The 18,610-nt window shown below is 74.0% G+C and carries 11 protein-coding genes and 2 pseudogenes; 5 read left to right on the top strand and 8 right to left on the bottom strand.

The window, feature by feature from the left end:
* Positions 1-125 precede the first annotated feature (125 nt).
* A complete protein-coding gene (locus MNY62_RS02205; RefSeq protein WP_242342456.1) occupies positions 126-1,316 on the top strand; it encodes an acyltransferase family protein in 1,191 nt (396 codons plus the stop codon).
* A gap of 10 nt (positions 1,317-1,326) precedes the next feature.
* Here the strand turns inward: MNY62_RS02205 and MNY62_RS02200 are convergent, their stop codons facing one another.
* From MNY62_RS02200 to MNY62_RS02190, 3 genes and pseudogenes are all read right to left on the bottom strand, one after another.
* A complete protein-coding gene (locus tag MNY62_RS02200) occupies positions 1,327-2,322 on the bottom strand; it encodes a YheT family hydrolase (RefSeq protein WP_242342455.1) in 996 nt (331 codons plus the stop codon).
* Positions 2,323-2,357: 35 nt separating this feature from the next.
* Positions 2,358-4,391, bottom strand: coding sequence for a tRNA guanosine(34) transglycosylase Tgt (tgt, locus tag MNY62_RS02195; RefSeq protein WP_279426192.1), 2,034 nt, complete (start codon positions 4,389-4,391; stop codon positions 2,358-2,360).
* A gap of 103 nt (positions 4,392-4,494) precedes the next feature.
* Positions 4,495-5,034, bottom strand: a pseudogene (locus MNY62_RS02190) (DTW domain-containing protein); the annotation flags it as partial.
* Positions 5,035-5,184: 150 nt separating this feature from the next.
* Here MNY62_RS02190 and MNY62_RS02185 point away from each other — a divergent pair.
* Positions 5,185-5,769 (top strand): annotated as a pseudogene (locus MNY62_RS02185) (DsbA family oxidoreductase); the annotation flags it as partial.
* A 25-nt stretch (positions 5,770-5,794) separates the two neighbouring features.
* Here MNY62_RS02185 and MNY62_RS02180 read toward each other — a convergent pair.
* Together MNY62_RS02180 and MNY62_RS02175 are read right to left on the bottom strand one after the other, a co-directional pair.
* Complete coding sequence (locus MNY62_RS02180) at positions 5,795-6,973, bottom strand: methyl-accepting chemotaxis protein (protein WP_242342452.1); 1,179 nt, start codon at positions 6,971-6,973, stop codon at positions 5,795-5,797.
* A 115-nt stretch (positions 6,974-7,088) separates the two neighbouring features.
* The gene (locus MNY62_RS02175) at positions 7,089-8,681 is read right to left on the bottom strand and encodes a WD40 repeat domain-containing protein (protein WP_242342451.1); all 1,593 of its coding nucleotides are present in this window, start codon (positions 8,679-8,681) and stop codon (positions 7,089-7,091) included.
* 308 nt (positions 8,682-8,989) lie between these two features.
* Here MNY62_RS02175 and MNY62_RS02170 point away from each other — a divergent pair, with 308 nt between their 5' ends.
* The 3 genes from MNY62_RS02170 (at position 8,990) to MNY62_RS02160 (ending at position 11,802) form a co-directional block, all read left to right on the top strand.
* Entirely contained in the window at positions 8,990-10,015 is a 1,026-nt protein-coding gene (locus tag MNY62_RS02170; protein WP_242342450.1) for a pyridoxal-phosphate dependent enzyme, read from the top strand.
* 125 nt (positions 10,016-10,140) lie between these two features.
* A complete protein-coding gene (locus MNY62_RS02165; RefSeq protein ID WP_242342449.1) occupies positions 10,141-10,530 on the top strand; it encodes an ACT domain-containing protein in 390 nt (129 codons plus the stop codon).
* 102 nt (positions 10,531-10,632) lie between these two features.
* The gene (locus tag MNY62_RS02160) at positions 10,633-11,802 is read left to right on the top strand and encodes a patatin-like phospholipase family protein (RefSeq protein ID WP_242342448.1); all 1,170 of its coding nucleotides are present in this window, start codon (positions 10,633-10,635) and stop codon (positions 11,800-11,802) included.
* Here MNY62_RS02160 and MNY62_RS02155 read toward each other — a convergent pair whose 3' ends face one another.
* The 3 genes from MNY62_RS02155 to MNY62_RS02145 all read right to left on the bottom strand — a co-directional run bounded on the left by MNY62_RS02155 (position 11,803) and on the right by MNY62_RS02145 (position 18,530).
* Positions 11,803-12,654: a DMT family transporter gene (locus tag MNY62_RS02155; RefSeq protein ID WP_242342447.1), complete on the bottom strand. Its 852-nt coding sequence runs from the start codon at positions 12,652-12,654 to the stop codon at positions 11,803-11,805.
* A gap of 82 nt (positions 12,655-12,736) precedes the next feature.
* Positions 12,737-13,867 (bottom strand): homocitrate synthase, encoded by a 1,131-nt coding sequence (gene lysS / locus MNY62_RS02150; protein WP_242342446.1) that lies wholly within the window; start codon positions 13,865-13,867, stop codon positions 12,737-12,739.
* Between the two features lie 10 nt (positions 13,868-13,877).
* Positions 13,878-18,530, bottom strand: a complete 4,653-nt coding sequence (locus MNY62_RS02145) for an AMP-dependent synthetase/ligase (RefSeq protein ID WP_242342445.1) — start codon at positions 18,528-18,530, stop codon at positions 13,878-13,880.
* Positions 18,531-18,610 lie beyond the last annotated feature (80 nt).

Here is an 18,610-nt window from a genome sequence, read left to right as displayed (position 1 = left end):
GTCCGGGCCGCTCCGAGCGGAGCGGCCCGGACGGGAGCGCGGAGGGCAGGGCCGTGTTATAGGTTCGGCCGCTCGCGCCCGGAGCCGACCGACCGGGCGCTCGCCCGCTTCCGCGAGTTGCACCGTTGCAAGCGACCCATCAGACGACAGAGCCGCGCCGCCCTTCCGCTGTCGCGCCACCGCTCCACGCAGTCCCCGGGGCGGGAGCGCCTCCCCCGCGCGGCCGGATCGCGGCGCTCGACGCGGCGCGCGCCCTCGGCGTGCTGGCGATGGTGTTCGGCCACACCCTCGACGCGCTGCTCGCGACCGCGGTGCGCGCGACCCCGGGCGTGGAGCTGTACTGGAAGGCGCGCGGCTTCACGGCGCCCCTGTTCCTCATGGTCTCGGGCTGGGCCGTCACGGTCGCGATCTCGCGCGGGCGCGCCCGGGGCCTCGCGATCCCGCGCGGCCGGATCGGCCGCGTCCTCCTCCTGCTCGGCATCGGCTACGCGCTCCGCTGGCCGGGCTGGGGGGTGGAGCGGCTCGCCGCCGGCGACGTCGAGGTGTGGGCGCACTTCCTGTCGTTCGACGCGCTGCACACCATCGCCGTCGCGCTCCTCGCCGCCTCGCTCGTCCTCGCGCTGCCGTGGTCCCGCCGCGAGCACACGTGGGCCATCGGCGCGCTCGCGCTCCTGTGCGTCGCGCTCGGCATGCTCGCCCCGGCGCCGATCGTGCCGGGGATCCCGCAGCTGTCGCGGTCGATCGCGGCGCTCGTGGTCGAGCAGGCGACGGGCGGGACCTCGCCGTTCCCGCTGTTCCCGTGGGCGGCGTACTTCTTCGTGGGCGCGCTCGTCGGGCTCCTCGCCGGCACGGGCGGCGGCCGCAGCGCCGCCGGGATGGCGCTCGTGGGGGCCGTGCTCGTCGCGGGCACGATCGGGACGGGCGTGGGCGAGATGCCCATGGGGCACCCGCTCCTCTTCACGTTCCGCTGCGGCGCCGTGCTGCTCGTGCTCGCCGCCCTCTCCACCGTGCCCGCGGCGTGGGCGGCTCGCGTCGCGCCGATCGGCCGCGCCTCGCTCGGCGTCTACGCGATCCACGTGCCGGTGGTCTACGGCTGGTCGACCTTCACCGGGCTCACGGGGCGGATCGGCCCGCACCTCGGGCTCGGGCACGCGCTCCTCGTCGCCACCGCGGTGCTCCTCGGAAGCTTCGCCGTGCACCTCGCCTTCCAGCGCGTCCGGAGCGGCCTAGGCGCCGCGGCAGGTGCGGTCTGGGAGCGCGTCGGCCTCCGCCTGGAGGGCGGCGGCAGGGGCGGGACCGAGACCGAGGGCGAGTAGGCGGCGAGACTCACTCGCGGAGCGCGGCGTCGAGGAACTCGATCGCGCGCCGCTCCGCCCAGAAGTCGGGCCAGAACGGCCAGCCCGAGACGAAGGCCACGTGTCCCCCGGCCTGGGTGGCCTCGAGGGTGACGAGCGGGTTCGCGCGCGCCTCCTCGACGGGGAGCGTGTCGCCCGGCACGATGGGATCGTCGATCGCCGCGATGGCGAGCAGGGGCCGGCGGACGCCCGGCAGGAACCGCGCCGACGAGCAGCGCCACCAGTAGTCCTCCGCGGAGGCGAACCCGTGGAGCGGCGCGGTGAGCGCCGCGTCGTACTCGGCGAAGCTCGCCGCGGCCCGCACGCGGGCGACGTCGAATGCTCCCGGGAACCGGCGCGCCTTCGCGAGCGCCTTCTCGCGCAGGCGCCGCAGGAAGCGCTCGCGGTAGACGCGGTTCCAGAAGCCGGGAGCGTCGAGCGCGCGCGCCGAGCGGAGGAGGTCGAAGGGGACCGAGATGCCGGCGGCGGCGCGGACCTCGGGGGCGAGGGACTCCCCGCGCTCGCCGACGTACTTCACGACGACGTTCCCTCCCAGCGAGAAGCCGGCGAGGACGATGGGCCGGCCGGGCCGCTCGGCGGCGAGCCGGGTCACGACCTCGTGCAGGTCCCCCGTGTCGCCCGAGTGGTAGAAGCGCGGCAGCCGGTTCGGCTCCCCCGAGCAGCCGCGGAAGTTGAGCGCGAGCGCGTCGAGCCCGCGGGCGAGCCCGGCCGCGACGAGGCCGCGGACGTACGGGGCGCGCGAGGAGCCCTCGAGGCCGTGGCAGACGACGAGCACGGGGCGGTGCGCGGCGCCGACGCCGCTCGCGGCGTAGCGATCGACGTCGACGAAGTCGCCGTCCGGGAGCTCCCACCGCTCGCGGCGCGCCCGCGGGCGCGGGTACACGCGGGCGAGGCTCGCGAAGATCGTCATCGCGTGGCCACCGCGGAGCCCGCGCGCGGGGGTGTAGGGCGGGAGGGGTGGGGACATCGAGGCCGGGTCGGGGACGGGGTCGGAGGGTCGCTTCACCTGAACTGCGGGTGTGCCCGGATCCGCTCGAGCGCATCCGGCGGGGCGTCATCGGGGAACGGCGCGCTGGAGCGCTCGAGCCGCGCGAGCCAGCGCGCGTCGAGCGGGCGCGCGAGGAGCGCGGGGTCGGTCGCCGCCGCGGTGGTCTGCTCCTTCGGGCCGCTGGGGTCGCCCTGGCCGACGTGGAATCCGGCGAGCAGGAGCGCGGAGCGGGTCGCGGTGGCGGTGCTGTACGTGTAGAGCGTGGCCGCGTCGCCGCAGCGGGCGCGGGCGGCGGCGAAGGCCGCCCAGGTCCAGAGCGACGGGTTCGCCTTCGGCGAGAAGGGATCCCAGAAGACGACGTCGGCGCGGACGTCCTCGCGCGGGAGGGTCTCGAGCAGGTTGCCGGGGATGAGCCGCCAGAGGACGCGCGGCGACTCGTGGCGGCCCCGTGCGAGGAGCGCCCGGGCGGCGGAGAGCGAGGCGGGATCGAGGCCGAGCCGCGCGGCGCCGTCCTCGGAGGTCGCGAGCGCGAGCGCGCCGAGCTCCTGCTCGAAGCTGACGATCTCGAGGCCGCGGCCAGGGGCCGGGAGCGCCTCGGCGGCGCGCAGCGCGGCGAGCGCGTTGGAGGCGGCGCCGAGGCCCACGTCGAGCAGCAGGAGCCGGGGGCCGGGAGCGCTGAGCCGTTCGCGGAGCCGGGACTGGGCCACGTAGAGCCGCTCGGACTCGACGTCCGGACCGATGACGGGGTGCATGACCTCGCCCGCGCGGCCGTCGCGGACCGCGGCGGCGCCGAGGGAGGTGGTGACGATCTCGAAGCGCGGGGCGTCGGGCACGGTCGGGGTCGGGGTCGGGGTCGAGGTCGAGGTCAGGGTCGGGGTCGGGGTCGGGGTCGGGGGGGCCGAGGTCTGCTTCCTGCCCGGCGGCCGCCGCGAGGCGTCGTGCTCGTGCCGGTCGATCGCGTCGAGCTTCGCCTTCGCGAACGCCGCGTACGTGCCCGCCTCGATGGCGGCGCGCGCCTCGCGCATGAGCTCGAGGTAGTGGTGCAGGTTGTGGACGGAGAGGAGCCGCGGGCCGAGCGGCTCCCTGCACTTCACGAGGTGGTGCAGGTAGCCGCGCGTGTGGGTCCGGCACGTCGCGCAGCCACACGCGGCGTCGAGCGGCGCCTGGCTCGCGCGGTGCTCGCCGCGGGTGAGGCGCACGCGGCCGGTGGAGGTGAACGCCGTGCCCTGCCAGGCCATCGTGGTCGGGAGCACGCAGTCGAACATGTCGACGCCGTGCCCGATGGCCTCGAGGATGTCCGGCGGGGTGCCGACGCCCATGAGGTAGCGCGGGCGCTCGTCCGGGAGGAGCTCGGCGGTTCGGCCCACGACGTCGAAGCGCTCGGCGCGCGTGTCGCCGACCGCGAGGCCGCCGATCGCGAACCCGTCGAAGGGGTGCTGGGTGAGGAAGCGCGCCGACTCGGCGCGCAGCTCCGGGACGAGCCCGCCCTGCACGATCGCGAAGAGCGCCTGCTCCGGGTTCGTCCGCGCGGCGAGGCTGCGCAGGGCCCAGCGGTGGGTCCGGCCCATCGCCTCGCGGATCGCGGCGGGCTCGGCGGTGGATGGGAGGCACACGTCGAGCACCATCATCACGTCCGAGCCGAGCGCGGTCTGGACCTCGATCGAGCGCTCCGGCGAGAGGAGCTGCGTGCTGCAGTCCACGTAGCTGCGGAAGCGGGCGCCCTCCTCGGAGATGACGCGGTCGTGCGAGAGCGAGAAGATCTGGAACCCGCCCGAGTCGGTGAGGATCGGGCCGGGCCACCGCATGAAGCGATGGAGCCCGCCCATGTCGCGGACGAGCTCGGGTCCGGGGCGGAGCAGCAGGTGGTAGGTGTTCCCGAGGATGATCTCGGCGCCGAGCGCGTGGAGCTCCTCGGGAGTCATTCCGGTCACGCTCGCGCGCGTGCCGACGGACATGAACGCCGGGGTCTCGACCCGGCCGTGAGGCGTCGTGAACGCGCCCCGGCGCGCGCCGGTCGCGGCGTCCTTCGGGCCGGGGTGGTGGGGTATGGGCTGCGGCTCTCCTTTTGCCGCGGGGGGGCCCGGGGCGGGGGCCCCCCGCGGCGGCGGAGTCGGCGTCCCACATCCCCTTGAGCCGCAGGACGCGCTCGACGCCGGCGTCGTGCAGGGTGAGGAGCCGCTCCGACGCCTCGCCCGCGCCGAAGGCGGCCAGCGCGCCGGCGATCGCCTCGAGGGTGGACATGCCGTCGGGCCACGGCGGCCGCCGGAGGCGCAGCCCGGCAGGCGGGCCCGGGAGCGACAGGCGCGGGAGCCGCTGCAGCGCGGGGAGGCGCTGCATCATCCGGCGAGCCTGCGTCCAGGTCCCGTCCGGAACGACCACGATCGGCGGCGGCGTGGCCGGCGCCACCCCGTCCTCCGGGCGCGGGGAGGGGAAGAGCGCCACCGCGCCCGGCGCGCGGAGCAGCGTCTCGTCGAGCGGGACGCCGGGGAGCGCGTGCTCCAGGATCTCCGCCCCCTCGAGGGCGAGGGCCGCCCAGCGCGCCGTGTTGGACATCCGCTCGCGCTCGCTCGCGTGGCGGACGACGACGAGCCGGAACGGCGCCGCGAGCCTCGGGACGGCGGGGCAGAGGCAGAACTCGGGCGGAAAGCGGCAGCGCGGACAGCGCGGACAGCGCTGGAGAGGGCGTGGCACGGGTTGCCGGATCTACCACGGCGCGGGACCGCGCGCCGCGCTGGCCGTACCCGCGCCGGGAGTGGAGCGGAGCGGCCGCCCCCGTTACACGCCCCACCCATGGGCGCGATCGTGCGGCTCTTCTCCGACTTCGTCTGACCGTTCTGCTTCGTCGCGGAGCGGAGCAGCCTGGTCAGGCTGCAGGCGGAGTACGACATCGAGGTGGACTGGGTCGGCTACGAGCTGCACCCGGGGACGCCGCGCGGCGGCCTTCCGCTCGCGTCCTACCTGTCGGACGCCGGCGCGATGCTGGGGTACGTGAAGAGCTTCGCGGCGGGCTTCGGCCTCCGCGACCTGCGCGCGCCGGACCGGCTCCCGAGCACCCGCCGGGCGCTCGCCGCCGCGCAGTACGCGCGCGAGGCCGGGAAGCTCGAGGTCTTCCGCGCCGCCGCGTTCGACGCGTACTGGCGCGAGGGGCGTGATCTCGACCGCGACGAGGATCTCGTGCACGTCGCGCGCGCGGTGGGGCTCGACCCGGCGGCCGCGCTCGCGGCGGCGGACGAGGCGGGCGCGCTCGCGTGCGTGGACGCGGCGCGGCGCGCGGCCCGAGAGGCGGGCGTGACCGGCGTGCCGACGTTCGACTTCGTCGCGGCGCCGGGCGCTCGGCCCGTGACGCGCGTCGTGGGGTGCCAGCCGTACGAGGTGCTGGCGGAGGCGGCGCGGCGCGCGGGCGCGCGGCGCCGGGGAGAGCGGTGAGCGGCCGCCCCGGCTCGAGAGCCGCCTAGACCCGGTAACGCTGCACGGCCGAGGCGAGCTGCTTCGAGATCTCCGTCAGCGCTGCGGTGCCCTGCTCGATCGCGCGCGTGCCCTCGGCGCTCTCGTTGATCGCCTGGGAGAGCTCGGAGATCGCGGCGACCATCTGATCCACCCCGATGGTCTGCTGCCGCGTGTTGTTGGCGATCTGCCGGGCCGCGACGGCGGACTCGCGGATCACCATCGCGAGTCCCTCGATCGCCTCGCCCGCGCTCCGCGCGAGCCCCATGGCCGCGGTGGCGCGCTTCGCCCCCTCGTCGGTCGCCGCCGCCGCGTCTCGGGCGCTCCGCTGGATCTCCTGGAGGATCGCGCGGATCTGCACGGCGGCCTGGCGCGACTGCTCGGCGAGGTTGCGCATCTCCATGGCGACGACCGCGAACCCGCGCCCGTGCTCGCCCGCCTTCGACGCCTCGATGGACGCGTTCAGCGCGAGCAGGTTCGACTGCTCGGCGAGGTCCTTCACCGAGGAGATGATCTCTCCGACCTGGAGCGTGCGCTCGCTGAGCCCGCTCATGCTGGAGGCGATCTTGTTGACCTGCTCGCCGAGGCTCGCGCTCGCCTTCACCGCCTCCTCGACGGTCTGGAGCCCCTCCTGGGAGAGGTCGTCGGAGCGGCGCGTCATCTCGATGACCGAGTCGGCGTGCTGCGTCGCCTGCTTCGAGGTCTGGGCGATCTCGGAGGCGGTCGTCGAGGTCTCGTTGATCGCGGCCGCCTGCTGCGCGGCCATCGCCGCCTGCCGGGTGACGGAGCCGAGGATGTCGCTCGAGCGGCCGTCCAGGGTGAACGCCGCCTCGCGCAGCTCGGCGATGGTGGCCTGCAGCCCCTCGATCATCGCGCCGAAGCTGGCCGCGAGGTCCGCCGTCTCGGCGGTCGCGTCCATGTCGATCTGGCGGCCGAGGTCGCCGGCCGCGATCGCCGCGGCCGTGTCGCGCAGCCGCTCGAGGGGCCGGGTCAGGCGGAGCGCGACCTGGTAGGCGACCCCCGCGGCGACGACGGAGATCACGATCGCCACGGCGAGCCCGCGCGCGAGGTCGGACGTGGGCGCGTTCTCGTACAGAAGATGGAAGACGACGGTGTCGAGGATCGCGGTGACCCCGGTCGCCACGCCGACCAGCCCCGCGATCTTGAGCCGCATGGAAAGGCGCACGGACGAGCCTCCGCTCGAGAACGTTCGCGCCGTTCTACCCCGGATGGCCGGGGGTGGGCCACTCGGCGACCGGTGCGTGCGGGTGGGCGGCGCCCGTACGCACCGGCCGGAGCGGCTACGGCAGCGCCCGGAGCACCGCGGCGCCCGACGCGGTCGCCACGTGGAGCGCGGGCGGGTCGACCATGCGATCGAGCTCGAGCGCGCTCACGCGATCGCTGGGGATGAGCCCGGACGAGGCGCGGATGGGCTTCGCGCTCGCGGTGGCGGGGTCATAGATCGCGAGCCCCGTCGTGTAGCCCGCGATCGCGAGCCGCCCGTCGGGCAGGCACGCGAGATCGCGGACCCCGGCCTCGGCCAGGCCGACCTGGGACGCGGTGTAGTAGGCGAACCGCCTCCCGTCCCACACCGCGACCGCGTCCTTGCGGGCCGCGGCGTTCCCGGTGGTGGGCCCACGGCTCGCGAACCAGACCCGGCCGTCCGGGCACGCCGACACGGCCGTCAGGTACACGGGGTCGCCCGACTCCGTCACGTCGAACACCGGCGGGCTCGTCCGGGCGCCGTCCATCCACGGATCGCCGAACGCGGCGTCGAAGGCGGCGCCGTAGCGATGGTGCCACTCGTACGCGTCGTCGACCCAGGTGATCCGGCCCGCCGTCCACTTCCCCGCGTGCCAGAGCCGCCCTTCGGCGTCGATCGCGAGGCCGAGCCACTCGCCGACGCGCATGCTCGCGCTCTCGCCGTCCGGACCGCAGACCTCGTGGTAGCAGACGCGCGCGTGCTGGTGATCGCCCATGTACTCGGAGTACGCGAGGTCGAACCACTCGCCCGGCGCGGGCTCCCGGTACTTCGCCGGGAAGAGGATCGACACGCCGTGGTTCGCGCCGGTGTAGAGCGTGCCCGGGTGGACGAAGTGGTCGTAGGCGAGCCGGCTGATCGTCCGGTCGTGCCAGTACTTCGCGCCGTAGCGGTTCGACAGGAGGTCGAACCTCACCACCTGCAGCGTGCCGTCCTCCTGGACGCGCACCCAGTCCACCTTCCCGCTGTGGCGGAGCGGGTCGCAGTAGTCGAAGCCCTTCCAGCCGACCGGATCGTCCGCGTCGAGACAGGGGATCGGCTCGCCGTCCGCGCCGCGGGTCTGGTCGCCGTCGTACCCGATGAACACCTCGTTCTTGCCGCCGCCGACGATCGCCTTGATCCCCTCGGGTCCGGCGCCGCCCCACACCAGATCGCCGTTGCAGGGTCTGTCGTCGGGGATCGGCGCCTTGTCGCAGTACTTGGCCCAGCCGACCGCGCCGGGGGTCCGCCCGGTGATCGCGCCGAGGTGGAGACCGTCCACCTCGTCGAAGCGCCGGAAGGTCGTCTCGCCCGGCCGGAGCAGGTAGAGCGCGCGCGGCGTCGCGACCCAGCGGTTCTGCGCCTCGTCGGTGGTCATGGCGACGACGGGCGACTCCTCGATCCCGTCCTTCGCGCCGTAGACCGCGTTCTCGACCGGCCAGGGACCCTTCGTGCCGAACTGGAACCCCGGCGGCTGCTCCGGCGGCGGCGTGGTCGGAGGCGGAGTCGAGGGTGGAGTCCCGCCGCCCCCGCCGCCCCCGTTGTCTCCGCCGGTCCCGCCCGCCGGCGTCTTGCCGCTCGATCCCGAGCCGCCGCACGCCACGAGCAGGACGCCCAGGAGCGCGCCGAGCCCCATCACCCCACGTCTCGTCATCCGTTCTCCCCGCGCTCGCGCCCGGCTGGGCGGAGAGCGCACGAGTGCCGCTCGTGCGAGTTGCGAGCCGCGGGCCACGCGCAAGGTCGCGGACCGGCGCGCTCGCGCGGCAACGCGGTGCGCGCGGGTGGAACGGCTTTGCGCCGAGGCGGCAAGGTCGAGGGCGGGTCGGCCCGTCCAGGGGCGGGCGCGGGATCGCTCGCTCGCACGCACCGTGACGAGCCGCTCGCGGCCCAGGCGACCGGGCGGGCCCGATGGACGCGGGCGTCCGCCGGCAGGGCACCGCGGGGCGGTGCTAGGCTCGCCGCATGACCCCGCCGACACCACCCACCGTGCACCTCGCTCCGCGCGTGGCGCTGGCGCGCCTGCCGACGCCGCTCGAGCGCTCTCCGCGCCTGGGCGCGGAGCTCGGCCTCGAGCTCCTCTACAAGCGCGACGACCTCACCGGCCTCGAGCTCTCCGGCAACAAGGCCCGGAAGCTCGAGTTCCTCCTCGCCGAGGCCGAGGCGGCCCGGGCCGACACGCTCATCACCTGCGGAGGCGTCCAGTCGAACCACTGCCGGGCGACGGCGTTCGCGGCGGCGAAGCGCGGCCTCGCCGCGCTGGTGCTCCTCCGCGTCCCCGACCCGTCGCGGCCGCCGGCGCTCGAGGCGAACGCGCTCCTCGACCGGCTCGCCGGGGCGGAGATCCGCTGGGTGTCGCACGACGAGTACCGGCGGCGGGCGGAGGTGATGGAGGCGGTCGCGGCGGAGCGGCGCCGCGCGGGCCGGCGGCCCTACGTCATCCCCGAGGGCGGCTCGAGCGCGCTCGGGAGCCTCGGCTACGTGGCCGCGGTGGCCGAGCTCCGCGCGCAGCTCCCGGAGGCCTGGCGCACGGGGCCCTTGACGATCGCCTACGCGGCCGGGTCCGGCGGAACCGGCGCGGGGCTCGAGCTCGGCGTTCGGGTCGCGGGCTGGCGCGAGGCGCGGCCGGTCGGGTTCGCGGTCTGCAACGACGCCGCCTATTTCCGCGCGGCGATCGCCGGCCTCTGCGCCGACGCCCGGCGCCGCTGGCCGGAGCTCCCGGAGGTCCCGCCCGCGGAGATCTCCGTGGACGACGGCTTCATCGGGCCCGGGTACGCGCAGACGACCGACGAGGCGCTCTCGCTGATCCGCCACGCCGCGCGGGCGGACGGCGTCCTCTTCGACCCGGTCTACACCGGCAAGGCGCTGCTCGGCGTCGCCCGTCGCGCCTCCGAGCCGGGCGGGCTTCCGTCATCGCGCGTCGTGTTCCTGCACACCGGTGGCGCCTTCGGCCTGTTCCCGTTCGCGGAGCGGCTCGCCCGGGCGGAGTGACAGGGGCGCTCGCAGAAGCGAGCGGGCGGACGGGGGCTGTACGCCTGGACGCTGGACGTTCGGACGCGCCGGGTTATGAGCTTCGTTCACGGACCGCGGATCTCGCCGCGGCCGAGGAGGCGCGCATGCCCAGGGCGAAGCAGATCTCGGCGTGGGTGGAGGATCGGCCCGGAACCCTCGGCAAGCTCGCCGACGCGCTCGGGGAGAAGGGCGTCACGATCCGGGCGTTCATGGCGGCCGCCATGGACGGCCGCGGCTTCGTCCGGCTCGTGGTCGACCGTCCGGCGGCCGCGAGGAAGATCCTCACCGCGCACGGCTGGGAGAGCACCGAGGACGAGGTGGTCGAGGTCACCGTTCCGGACCGACCCGGCTCGGTCGGGACGGTGGCGGACCGGCTGGGCGCGGCGGGAATCAACGTGCAGTACGCCTACGTCGGGACCGCCGGCAGCGCCCGGAGCATGAACCTCTACCTCGCCGTCCCGGACGTGAAGGCGGCGCTGAAGGCCCTCCGCTGAGGTGCCGGGGTCCGCGGTTCGGGACGCCGCAGCGGGCCGACGTGGTGCGACATTCCGGGCAGTCAGGATGCCGCGCTGCGTAGGCGGCGCTACCTTTGGACCGTGGGCCACACGGGCCTCGTGCTGACGGGCGGAGGCGCCCGCGCCGCGTATCAGGTCGGGGCGCTTCGCGCCCTGTCCGACGTTCTCGGGCCGGGTCCGCTCCCGTTCGACATCATCGCGGGGATCAGCGCCGGGGCGATCAATTCGCTGGTCATCTCGACTGGCGCCGAGGACTTCAGCCGCGCGACCCAGCGCCTGCGCGCGACCTGGGAGTCCCTCACGCCCGACCGCGTCTACCGGACGGGTACGCTCCGGCTCGCGAGCATCGGCAGCCGCTGGCTGCGCGATCTCTCGGCGGGCGGCCTCATCGGCAAGTCCGGCATCAACTACCTGCTCGACCCCGCTCCGCTCCGACGGCTGCTCGAGAGCGAGGTGCCGGTGGGCCGGATGCGACGTCACCTCCGCGCCGGGCGGCTGTACGCCGTCGCGGTCTCCGCGACGAACTACCACACCGGCGGCGGCGTCACCTTCTTCGAGGGCGCGGCCGAGATCGCGCCGTGGATCCGCTCGACGCGAATCGGGGTCCGCGCCCGCCTCACCCTGGATCACGTGATGGCCTCCGCCGCGATCCCGGTGTTCTTCCCGCCCATCCGCGTGGACGGTACGTACTACGGGGACGGCTGCGTGCGGATGAACCACCCGATGAGCCCGGCCATCCATCTCGGCGCCGAACGGATCCTCGCCATCAGCGTGCGTTACCTCCGCCCGCCCGGGGAGACGCTGAAGCGCCAGGCGAAGGAGAAGGACCAGCAGCTCCCGCTCTCCGAGATCGCCGGCGTCCTGCTCAACGCGGTGTTCCTCGACTCGCTCGACTCGGATCTCGAGCGGCTCCAGCGCATCAACAAGACGCTCGCGCTCATCCCGCGCGACAAGCTGAACCACCAGGACGTGGACCTCAGGATGGTGCCCGCCCTCGTCCTCCGTCCCTCGCAGGATCTCGGGAAGCTCGCGGCCGACGAGTACGAGCGTTTCCCGGCGATGCTGCGGTACCTGCTGAAGGGCATCGGCGCGACGGGCCACGCCGGCGAGGACCTGCTCTCGTACCTCGCCTTCGAGCCCATCTACCTGAAGCGCGTCATGGACCTCGGCTACGTCGACACCCTGGCGCGCAGGGAGGAGCTCCAGGAGTTCTTCCTCGGGGCGCCGCAGCGGGAGCGGGCGCGGGGGTAGTCACCCGCTACCCCTCGATCCCCACGCCGCCGCGCGCGCGGCGATCACAGGCGCGACGGTCCGCCAGGCGGTCGCGGCGAGCACCACGGCGCCGCCCGCGATCGCCCACGGACCCGGGCGCTCGCCGGCGGCGAGGAAGGTCCAGATCGGGTTCAGCACCGGCTCGAGCAGCATGAGCAGCGACGCCTCGACGGCGGGCGTGTGCAAGAGGCCGCGCGAGAAGCAGAGGTAGGCGAGGCCGAGCTGGAAGATGCCGAGGTAGAGGACGAGCGCGAGGTCGAGCGCGGTCGGGGCGGGGCCGCCGAGGCCGACCGGGAGCGCGACGAGCGCCGCGAGGACGTTCCCGTACACGAGCGCTGCGGGACCCTCGTCGCGCAGGAGCCGGAGCCCCACGATCGAGAAGGCGAACGCGACCCCCGAGCCGACGGCGATGAGGTTCCCCGCCACCTGCCCGCCGGAGAGCTCGTCGAGGAAGAACATCCCGAGCCCGAGCGCGTAGACCGGCACGGCGAGGAGCTCGCCGCGGGTGGGGATCTCGCGCAGGAGGAGCGGCGACAGCAGCAGCACGAAGAGCGGGGCCGCGTCCTGGATGAAGATCGCGTTCGCCGCGGTGGTGAGCTTCGTCGCGACGACGAACAGCACCACCGTGAAGGCGTAGGCGACGGAGACGAGGAGGATGCGGAGGGTGGGGCGACGCCGCGCCTCGCGAACGGCGGCGAGGAGGAAGAGGCCGGCGACGAGCGAGCGGCCCCCGGAGAGCTGCCAGCCGTCGAGGCCGCTCGTCTTGATGGCGGCGCCGGCCGTGGACCAGAGGACCGCGGCGGCGAGGATGAGGAGGCGGCTCGTGAGCACGGGTCCCTCGGCTGCTCGCCCCGGGGCGGGGCGCTACGCTCGGGATGAGCGGCCGCCTTGTATCACGCGTGGCCGGCGGGCATCACGCCGTCACCCAGTCGCGGAGGACCTCGTCGATCTGGGCCTCGGAGAGCTCACCCGCGTCGGCGAGCTCCTTGATCCGCCGCGTGATCGCCTTCAGCTCCGACTCTCCGAAGGTGATGCCCATCTCGCGGGCGCGGTAGGCGATGGCGTGGCGGCCGGTGAGGCGGCTCCCCAGGATGAAGCGGCGCGTGAGACCGAACGCCTCCGGCGGGATGATCTCGTAGGCGCCGGGGTTCGTCATCATCGCCTTGAGGTGCATGCCCGCCTTGTGGGAGTAGGCCGTCTCGCCGGTGACGAAGTTGTTGAAGGGGATCTCGATCCCGGTGACGCGCGCGACGAGCCGCTCGAGCTCGCGGAGCTGGCCGACCCGGTAGCGCTCGGCGACCACCTGCGGCTCGAGCGAGAACATGCGGGCGATGAGCCCGCCGAGCGGCGTGATCCCGTTCCGCTCGCCGATGCCGAGCACGGACACGTCGACGTGCGTCGCCCCCGCGGAGATCGCCTCGTAGGCGTTCGCGATCGCGCAGCCGGTGTCGTTGTGGCCGTGGTAGCCGATGTCGCACTTCACGGTGCTGCGGACCTCGCGCACGAGCGCGTAGACCTGGCGCGGCGTCGCGATCCCCACCGTGTCCGCGATGCCGACGCGGTGGACGCCGAGCTTCTCGGCCGCGCGGTACACCGCGAGGAGGTCCGAGACCTCGGAGCGGAAGGCGTCCTCGGCGGAGAAGCGCACCTCGAGCCCCGCGGAGAGCGCCGCCTCGATGGGCGGTCCCATCGCGTCGACGATCTGCTGGAGCGACTTCGCGTGGGACGCCTCGCGGAGGATGCGGCTCGTCGCGAAGAACAGGCCGACTCCGCGGACGCCGGTGTCCATCGCCGCCATCACGTCGTCGAGGATGCAGCGCGTGTGGGTGATGATCTTGGCGGCGAGGCCGAGCTTCACGATCTGCGCGAGGTCGCGCTGCGACTGGGGCGAGGCCGCGGGGGTGGTGACCTCGATGTACTCCACGCCGAAGGTGTCGAGCGCGCGCGCGATCTCGAGCTTGTCCTCGGAGCGGAACGCCGCCTTCGCGAACTGCTCGCCCTCGCGGAGGGTCGTGTCGATGAGCTTCCAGGTGGTCTTGGACATGGCTGTCGCCCTAGAAGCGGATCCCGTCGTGGTCGAGGTCGCAGACGAGCCCGCCGGAGGTCGGGTCGGTGCGGAAGCCGTAGCGGCGGAGGTACTCCGGCTGGAAGTAGCCGGTCTCGAGGCGCCTCACGCCGCGCGCTCGGAGCCGCCGCACGAACTCGCGCATGAGCCCGTCCGACACGCCCTTGCCGCGGTGCCGCCGCGCGACGACGATCTTCTCCATGTGGATGCGGTCCGGGCTCACCTGCCGGTAGAAGAGGCCGGCGATGGGCGTGTCCTTCGCGTCGAGCGCCACGAGGAACTCGTGCTCGGTCGTGAAGGTCACCTGCAGGTTCGCCTCGTGGAACATGTGGAGGAGGCGAGCCACCTCGCGCGGCGAGATGGGGCCGCGGACCGCGAAGCGGTTGCCCTCCTCGTCTGCGAGCGCGACCACGACCTCGGTGACGTAGTGGCCGCCCGACGGCATCGAGATGAGCGCCACGTCGTCGGTGGGAGCGAGGTAGCGATAGGTCATCCGTGCCAGGAAGTAATCCTCCTCGGCGGTCGGCCGCACCGCGGAGCGCACCGCGGCCACCTGCTCCTCGAGGTCGAGGCCGCCGGAAGGGAGCGCGCGCGCGCGGTGCATCAGGCGATCGAGCGCCGCGCAGAGCTCCGGCCGGGCGTCCTCGAAGACCGTCTTGCGGAAGAAGCGGAGCCGCGTGTCGGGCCAGGACGCCTCGACCTCGGAGAGGCGGTAGGTGCCCCACAGCTCGCCGAGCATCTTGCCCTTCGCCTCGACCGTGGCGCCCGGCGTCGCGGCGAGCCAGCGCCGGTACCGGCGCGACGCGAACCAGACGCGCTGCGGCGTGAAGCCGTTCCCGCGGAGCCGCTCGAGGAAGGTCTCGATGGCGACGGCGCGCCGTGAGCTCTGCGCCGCGTCCTCGAGGAGCGCGACCCCGCGCTCGTAGCCGAGCGCCTCGATCACCGCGGAGAGCACGACCCGATCGTCGATCTCTCCCTGAAGGTCCGGCCGCTGCGCCTCGACGCGCTGGATGAAGGACCGCTCGAAGCGCTCCACGAGCTCGTCGAAGGTCCGGCACGCCGAGCGATCGGAGATGGACACGAGCCGCGCGCCGGTCTGGTAGTCGTGCGAGGGCACGATGAACGCGGCGGGGGAGGGCTCGCGGAGCGCGAGCCGCCGGCCGGTCCGCCCCCAGAACCGGACATGCAGCTCGAGGGCCGTCCAGACGAGGAATGGCCAGAGCAGCTTGAGGCGCGCCGCCTCGCCCTGGCGCAGGAGCCGCGCCGCCTGCCGCTCCACGTCGGCGCCCGGGATGAACTCCTCCGTGAAGATGCCCCACTCCGCGAAGTACCCGGCGAACTGCTCGACGAGCGGCGGCGGGGCGCCCGCGGCGAGCAGCCACGAGACCTCCTGCTTCAGCTCGTAGAAGTTCATGTCCTCGGCGACGTTGATGGCGACGTCGAAGATCTCCTTCGCGCGGGTGTGGATGGAGAGCCGGTAGACGCTCTTTCCGTGCTGGCGGCCGAGGAGCGACACGGCCGCGCCGCCGGGCGGGATGTCCGCGAGCGAGATGAGCACGCCCTTGCCGAGGACGAACACCGAGGCGCGGACGATGGTCGCGTCCGCGAGCGCCTGGAGGAGGTGGGTGCGCCCCTCCTGCGGGACGCTCTCGTCGAAGACGAGCACGTCCTTCCACCCGTACTCGGAGCCGGTCTGCGGATCGATGGCGAGCCGGAGGTTCGGGCCCACCCAGTTCGAGAACCCGCGGCGCAGGCGATCGAGCTCCTCTCCGGCGCGGGCGGAGATCTCGGCGTCCTCGTGGAGGGTGAGGCGCGCGAGCGGGATGCGCACCCGGGCGAAGTACTGCGGGTGGGCGATCGCGGTCGCGGTGAGGAGTCGCATCGTCCCGACGAGCTGCCGGCGGTCGGAGGGATCCGCGAGCTCGAACCGCACCTTGTCGGAGGAGAGGTGCGAGAGGAGCGCCTGGACCTGGGCGTCGGTGAGGCCGCGCTCGCCGAGGTCGGCGAGGTCCTCGTCGCGGAGCGCGAGCGCGCCCATGCGGTCGAGGAACAGGCGGAGCGTGTGGAGCGTCTCGGCGGGCTCCTCGTTCGGGAGCAGCACCCGGAACGCCCGCCGGCGGACGTCCTCGTCCGGCGCGTCGGCGGCGCGCCGGAGGAGCGCGCGGCAGAGCCCGGCGTGCTCGCTCTCCGAGACGGCGAGGCCGATGTGCAGGTGGCTGATGGCGCGGCGGGCCTCGGGGCGCTCCGCGCGGAGCAGCTCGCCGGCGACGTGGATCGACCAGAAGCTCACCTCGGCGCGGTCGACCACGTCGAGCATCGGCCGGAGCCGCTCCGGCTCGGGCGCCGGCCAGACCCGGGAGTCGAGGCGGAGGTCGGAGGCGCCCTTGCGGCGCCGGGAGACGAGCGAGACGAAGGCCTCGTCGCCCAGGAAGCGCCGGAGCGCCTCGTTGCCGAGCCAGAGCGTGGGGCGGGCGAGGAGCGCGCCGAGGTCGATGACGGTGCCCTCGGTCGCGTAGGCGAGGTCGCCGATCAACATGGCGCCGGGCGCGTCGGGCGCGAGCCCGACCCTGAGCGTGCGGTCGCGCGCGCGCAAGAGATCGCCGTCGAGGGAGACCTCGTGCTGGAGGACGCCGATCTCGCGGAGGACCCAGTTCGGGATGCGCAGGAAGCTGCCGTCGAGCGCGAGCGCGAGGTGCTTCTGCTCGTACATCTTCTCGATGAGCTCCTTCCAGTTCTTCTCGACGACCTCGCGCTTGAACGTGTGCTTGTGGGTGAGCTCGCCGTGCTCGAGGTCGAGCGCGCGCGGCAGGAGCTGGAACGTCACGACGCGCTCGAACGGCGCGAGGAAGCGGTTCGCGCTCGCGACGAGCGACGACAGGAGCTCGCGCAGCTCCTCCGGCGAGCGGTCCTGCACCGCCGTCGAGGCGTGGTTCGGCCAGACGAGGAGCGTGTTGTACTCGCGGTGATCGCCGACCAGGAACGCCTGGGCGACCGCCTCGAAGTCGCGGAAGAGGTTCTCCACCCGCTGCGGCGCGATCGTCTGGCCCTGGCGGTTCTTGTAGATCTCCTTCTTGCGGCCGGTGATCCGGAAGTGGCCGGCGGCGTCGATCGAGACGAGGTCGCCGGTGTGGAACCAGCCCTCCGCGTCGGCGCCGTGATCCTCGGGACCCGGATCGTAGTAGCCGGGCGAGACGTACGGGCCGCGGACGAGGAGCTCGCCGTCGTCGGCGCGGAGGCACTCGATGCCCGGCAGCGGCAAACCGATCGAGTCGTCCGTGTACTCGCCGGGCGGGGTCATGGTGATCCCGCCCGTCGCCTCGGTCATGCCGTAGCCGGAGCAGAGCTCCGTGCCGGCGCGGTGGAAGGCGCGGAATACGCCGGGGTCGAGGTAGCCCGCCGCCGAGAGCCCATAGCGCAGCCGGCCCCCGGTGATGCCGCGCAGGTGGGCGGCGATGTCGTCGGGATCGTCCGACGCCGCCTCCCAGACGGCCGCCTCCTGCAGCTCCATCCACTTCTTCGGCACCGAGATGAAGACCGTGGGCTTCACCCTGCGAAAATCCTCGAGCAGCGTCGCCTGCGCCGTCGAGCGCGCGAACACGTAGGTCGCGCCCCAGAACAGCGTGCCCGTCATCTCGAGCCAGCGCCCGAACGTGTGGTAGAGCGGCAGGTAGCAGAGGAAGACGTCGCCCTCGTTCACCTCCCGCAGCGCGAACGCCCGGCAGAAGCGCTTCGAGACGAGGTTCTCGTGGGTGAAGAGGATGCCCTTCGGCTTCCCGGTGGTGCCGGAGGTGTACATCACCGTCGCCACGTCGCGGGCGCGCACGCGGGCGGCGCGGGCGGCGCGCTCGCCGTCGTCGAACTCGGCGCCCTGACCGACCATCTGCTCGAGCGTGAGCAGCCCGTTCCGCTCGGCGGCGGTCCGGGAGAAGACCACGATCTCCCGGAGCTCGGGGAGGGCCGGCAGGGAGGGCAGGACCTTCGCCAGCTGCTCCTCGTCGGACGCGAGCAGCACGCGCGCGCCCGAGTGCTTCAGCATGTAGACGATCTGCTCGGCGACGGCGTTCGCGGGTAGCGGCAGATCGACGATGCCGTTCGTGAGGCAGGCGAGGTCGCAGAGCGCGGCCTGGAGCGAGTTCTCGGAGAGGATCGCGACCTTCGCGCCCGGCTCGTCGTCCACGAGCGCGAGGATCCCGCGCGCGATCGCCCGCGTGCGGCGCGCCACCTCGGCGACGGTCAGCTCGGCCGGGTCGTCGCCGAGCACCCGGAAGGCGACCGTCTTGGGATCGGTCTCCTCGCGGGAGCGGAGGAGCTCGCCGACGGTGTAGTCGATCGCGGTGAGCACGGGCAGGACGACGTCGAGCCAGGGCGCGATCGCGTCCGGGGCGAGCGAGCCGGTGAAGAAGCGCCGCCGCACACCGTCGAGGAGCGCGTGGAGCGAGCGGCGCGCGCCCCTTCCCGCGGCGGGCTCCGCGAGGCGGGCGACCAGGCGCTCGGCGAGCGGGCGGACGGACGAGAGGTCGTCGGGGCGGACCGAGGCGAGGGCTTCCCGGGTCGAGTCGAGCAGCTGCGGATCGGGCGCGCCCGGCGCGCTCCAGGCCGCGAGGAGGGCCGGGTACGGCGAGTCTTGCCTCACCTGGAACATGGCCGGAGGAAACCATGCTCCCCGGCCCCTGTCGATGCAGGAGGCGCAGGGGACGGGCGCAGGTGCGGCCGTTGGGCGTC

Origin of the sequence: Anaeromyxobacter terrae, assembly GCF_022690685.1 — a bacterium.
Lineage (GTDB): Bacteria > Myxococcota > Myxococcia > Myxococcales > Anaeromyxobacteraceae > Anaeromyxobacter > Anaeromyxobacter terrae.
The sequence above is the reverse complement of the archived record's forward strand: the minus strand, read 5'-3'. Positions and strand labels throughout refer to the sequence as shown.

What these genes read in the sequence shown, in the direction of transcription:
- lysS (WP_242342446.1), bottom strand. Translation starts at nt 13,867, where the DNA reads ATGTCCAAGACCACCTGGAAGCTCATCGACACGACCCTCCGCGAGGGC.
- MNY62_RS02175 (WP_242342451.1), bottom strand. Translation starts at nt 8,681, where the DNA reads ATGACGAGACGTGGGGTGATGGGGCTCGGCGCGCTCCTGGGCGTCCTG.
- MNY62_RS02145 (WP_242342445.1), bottom strand. Translation starts at nt 18,530, where the DNA reads ATGTTCCAGGTGAGGCAAGACTCGCCGTACCCGGCCCTCCTCGCGGCC.
- MNY62_RS02170 (WP_242342450.1), top strand. Translation starts at nt 8,990, where the DNA reads ATGACCCCGCCGACACCACCCACCGTGCACCTCGCTCCGCGCGTGGCG.
- MNY62_RS02200 (WP_242342455.1), bottom strand. Translation starts at nt 2,322, where the DNA reads ATGTCCCCACCCCTCCCGCCCTACACCCCCGCGCGCGGGCTCCGCGGT.
- MNY62_RS02165 (WP_242342449.1), top strand. Translation starts at nt 10,141, where the DNA reads ATGCCCAGGGCGAAGCAGATCTCGGCGTGGGTGGAGGATCGGCCCGGA.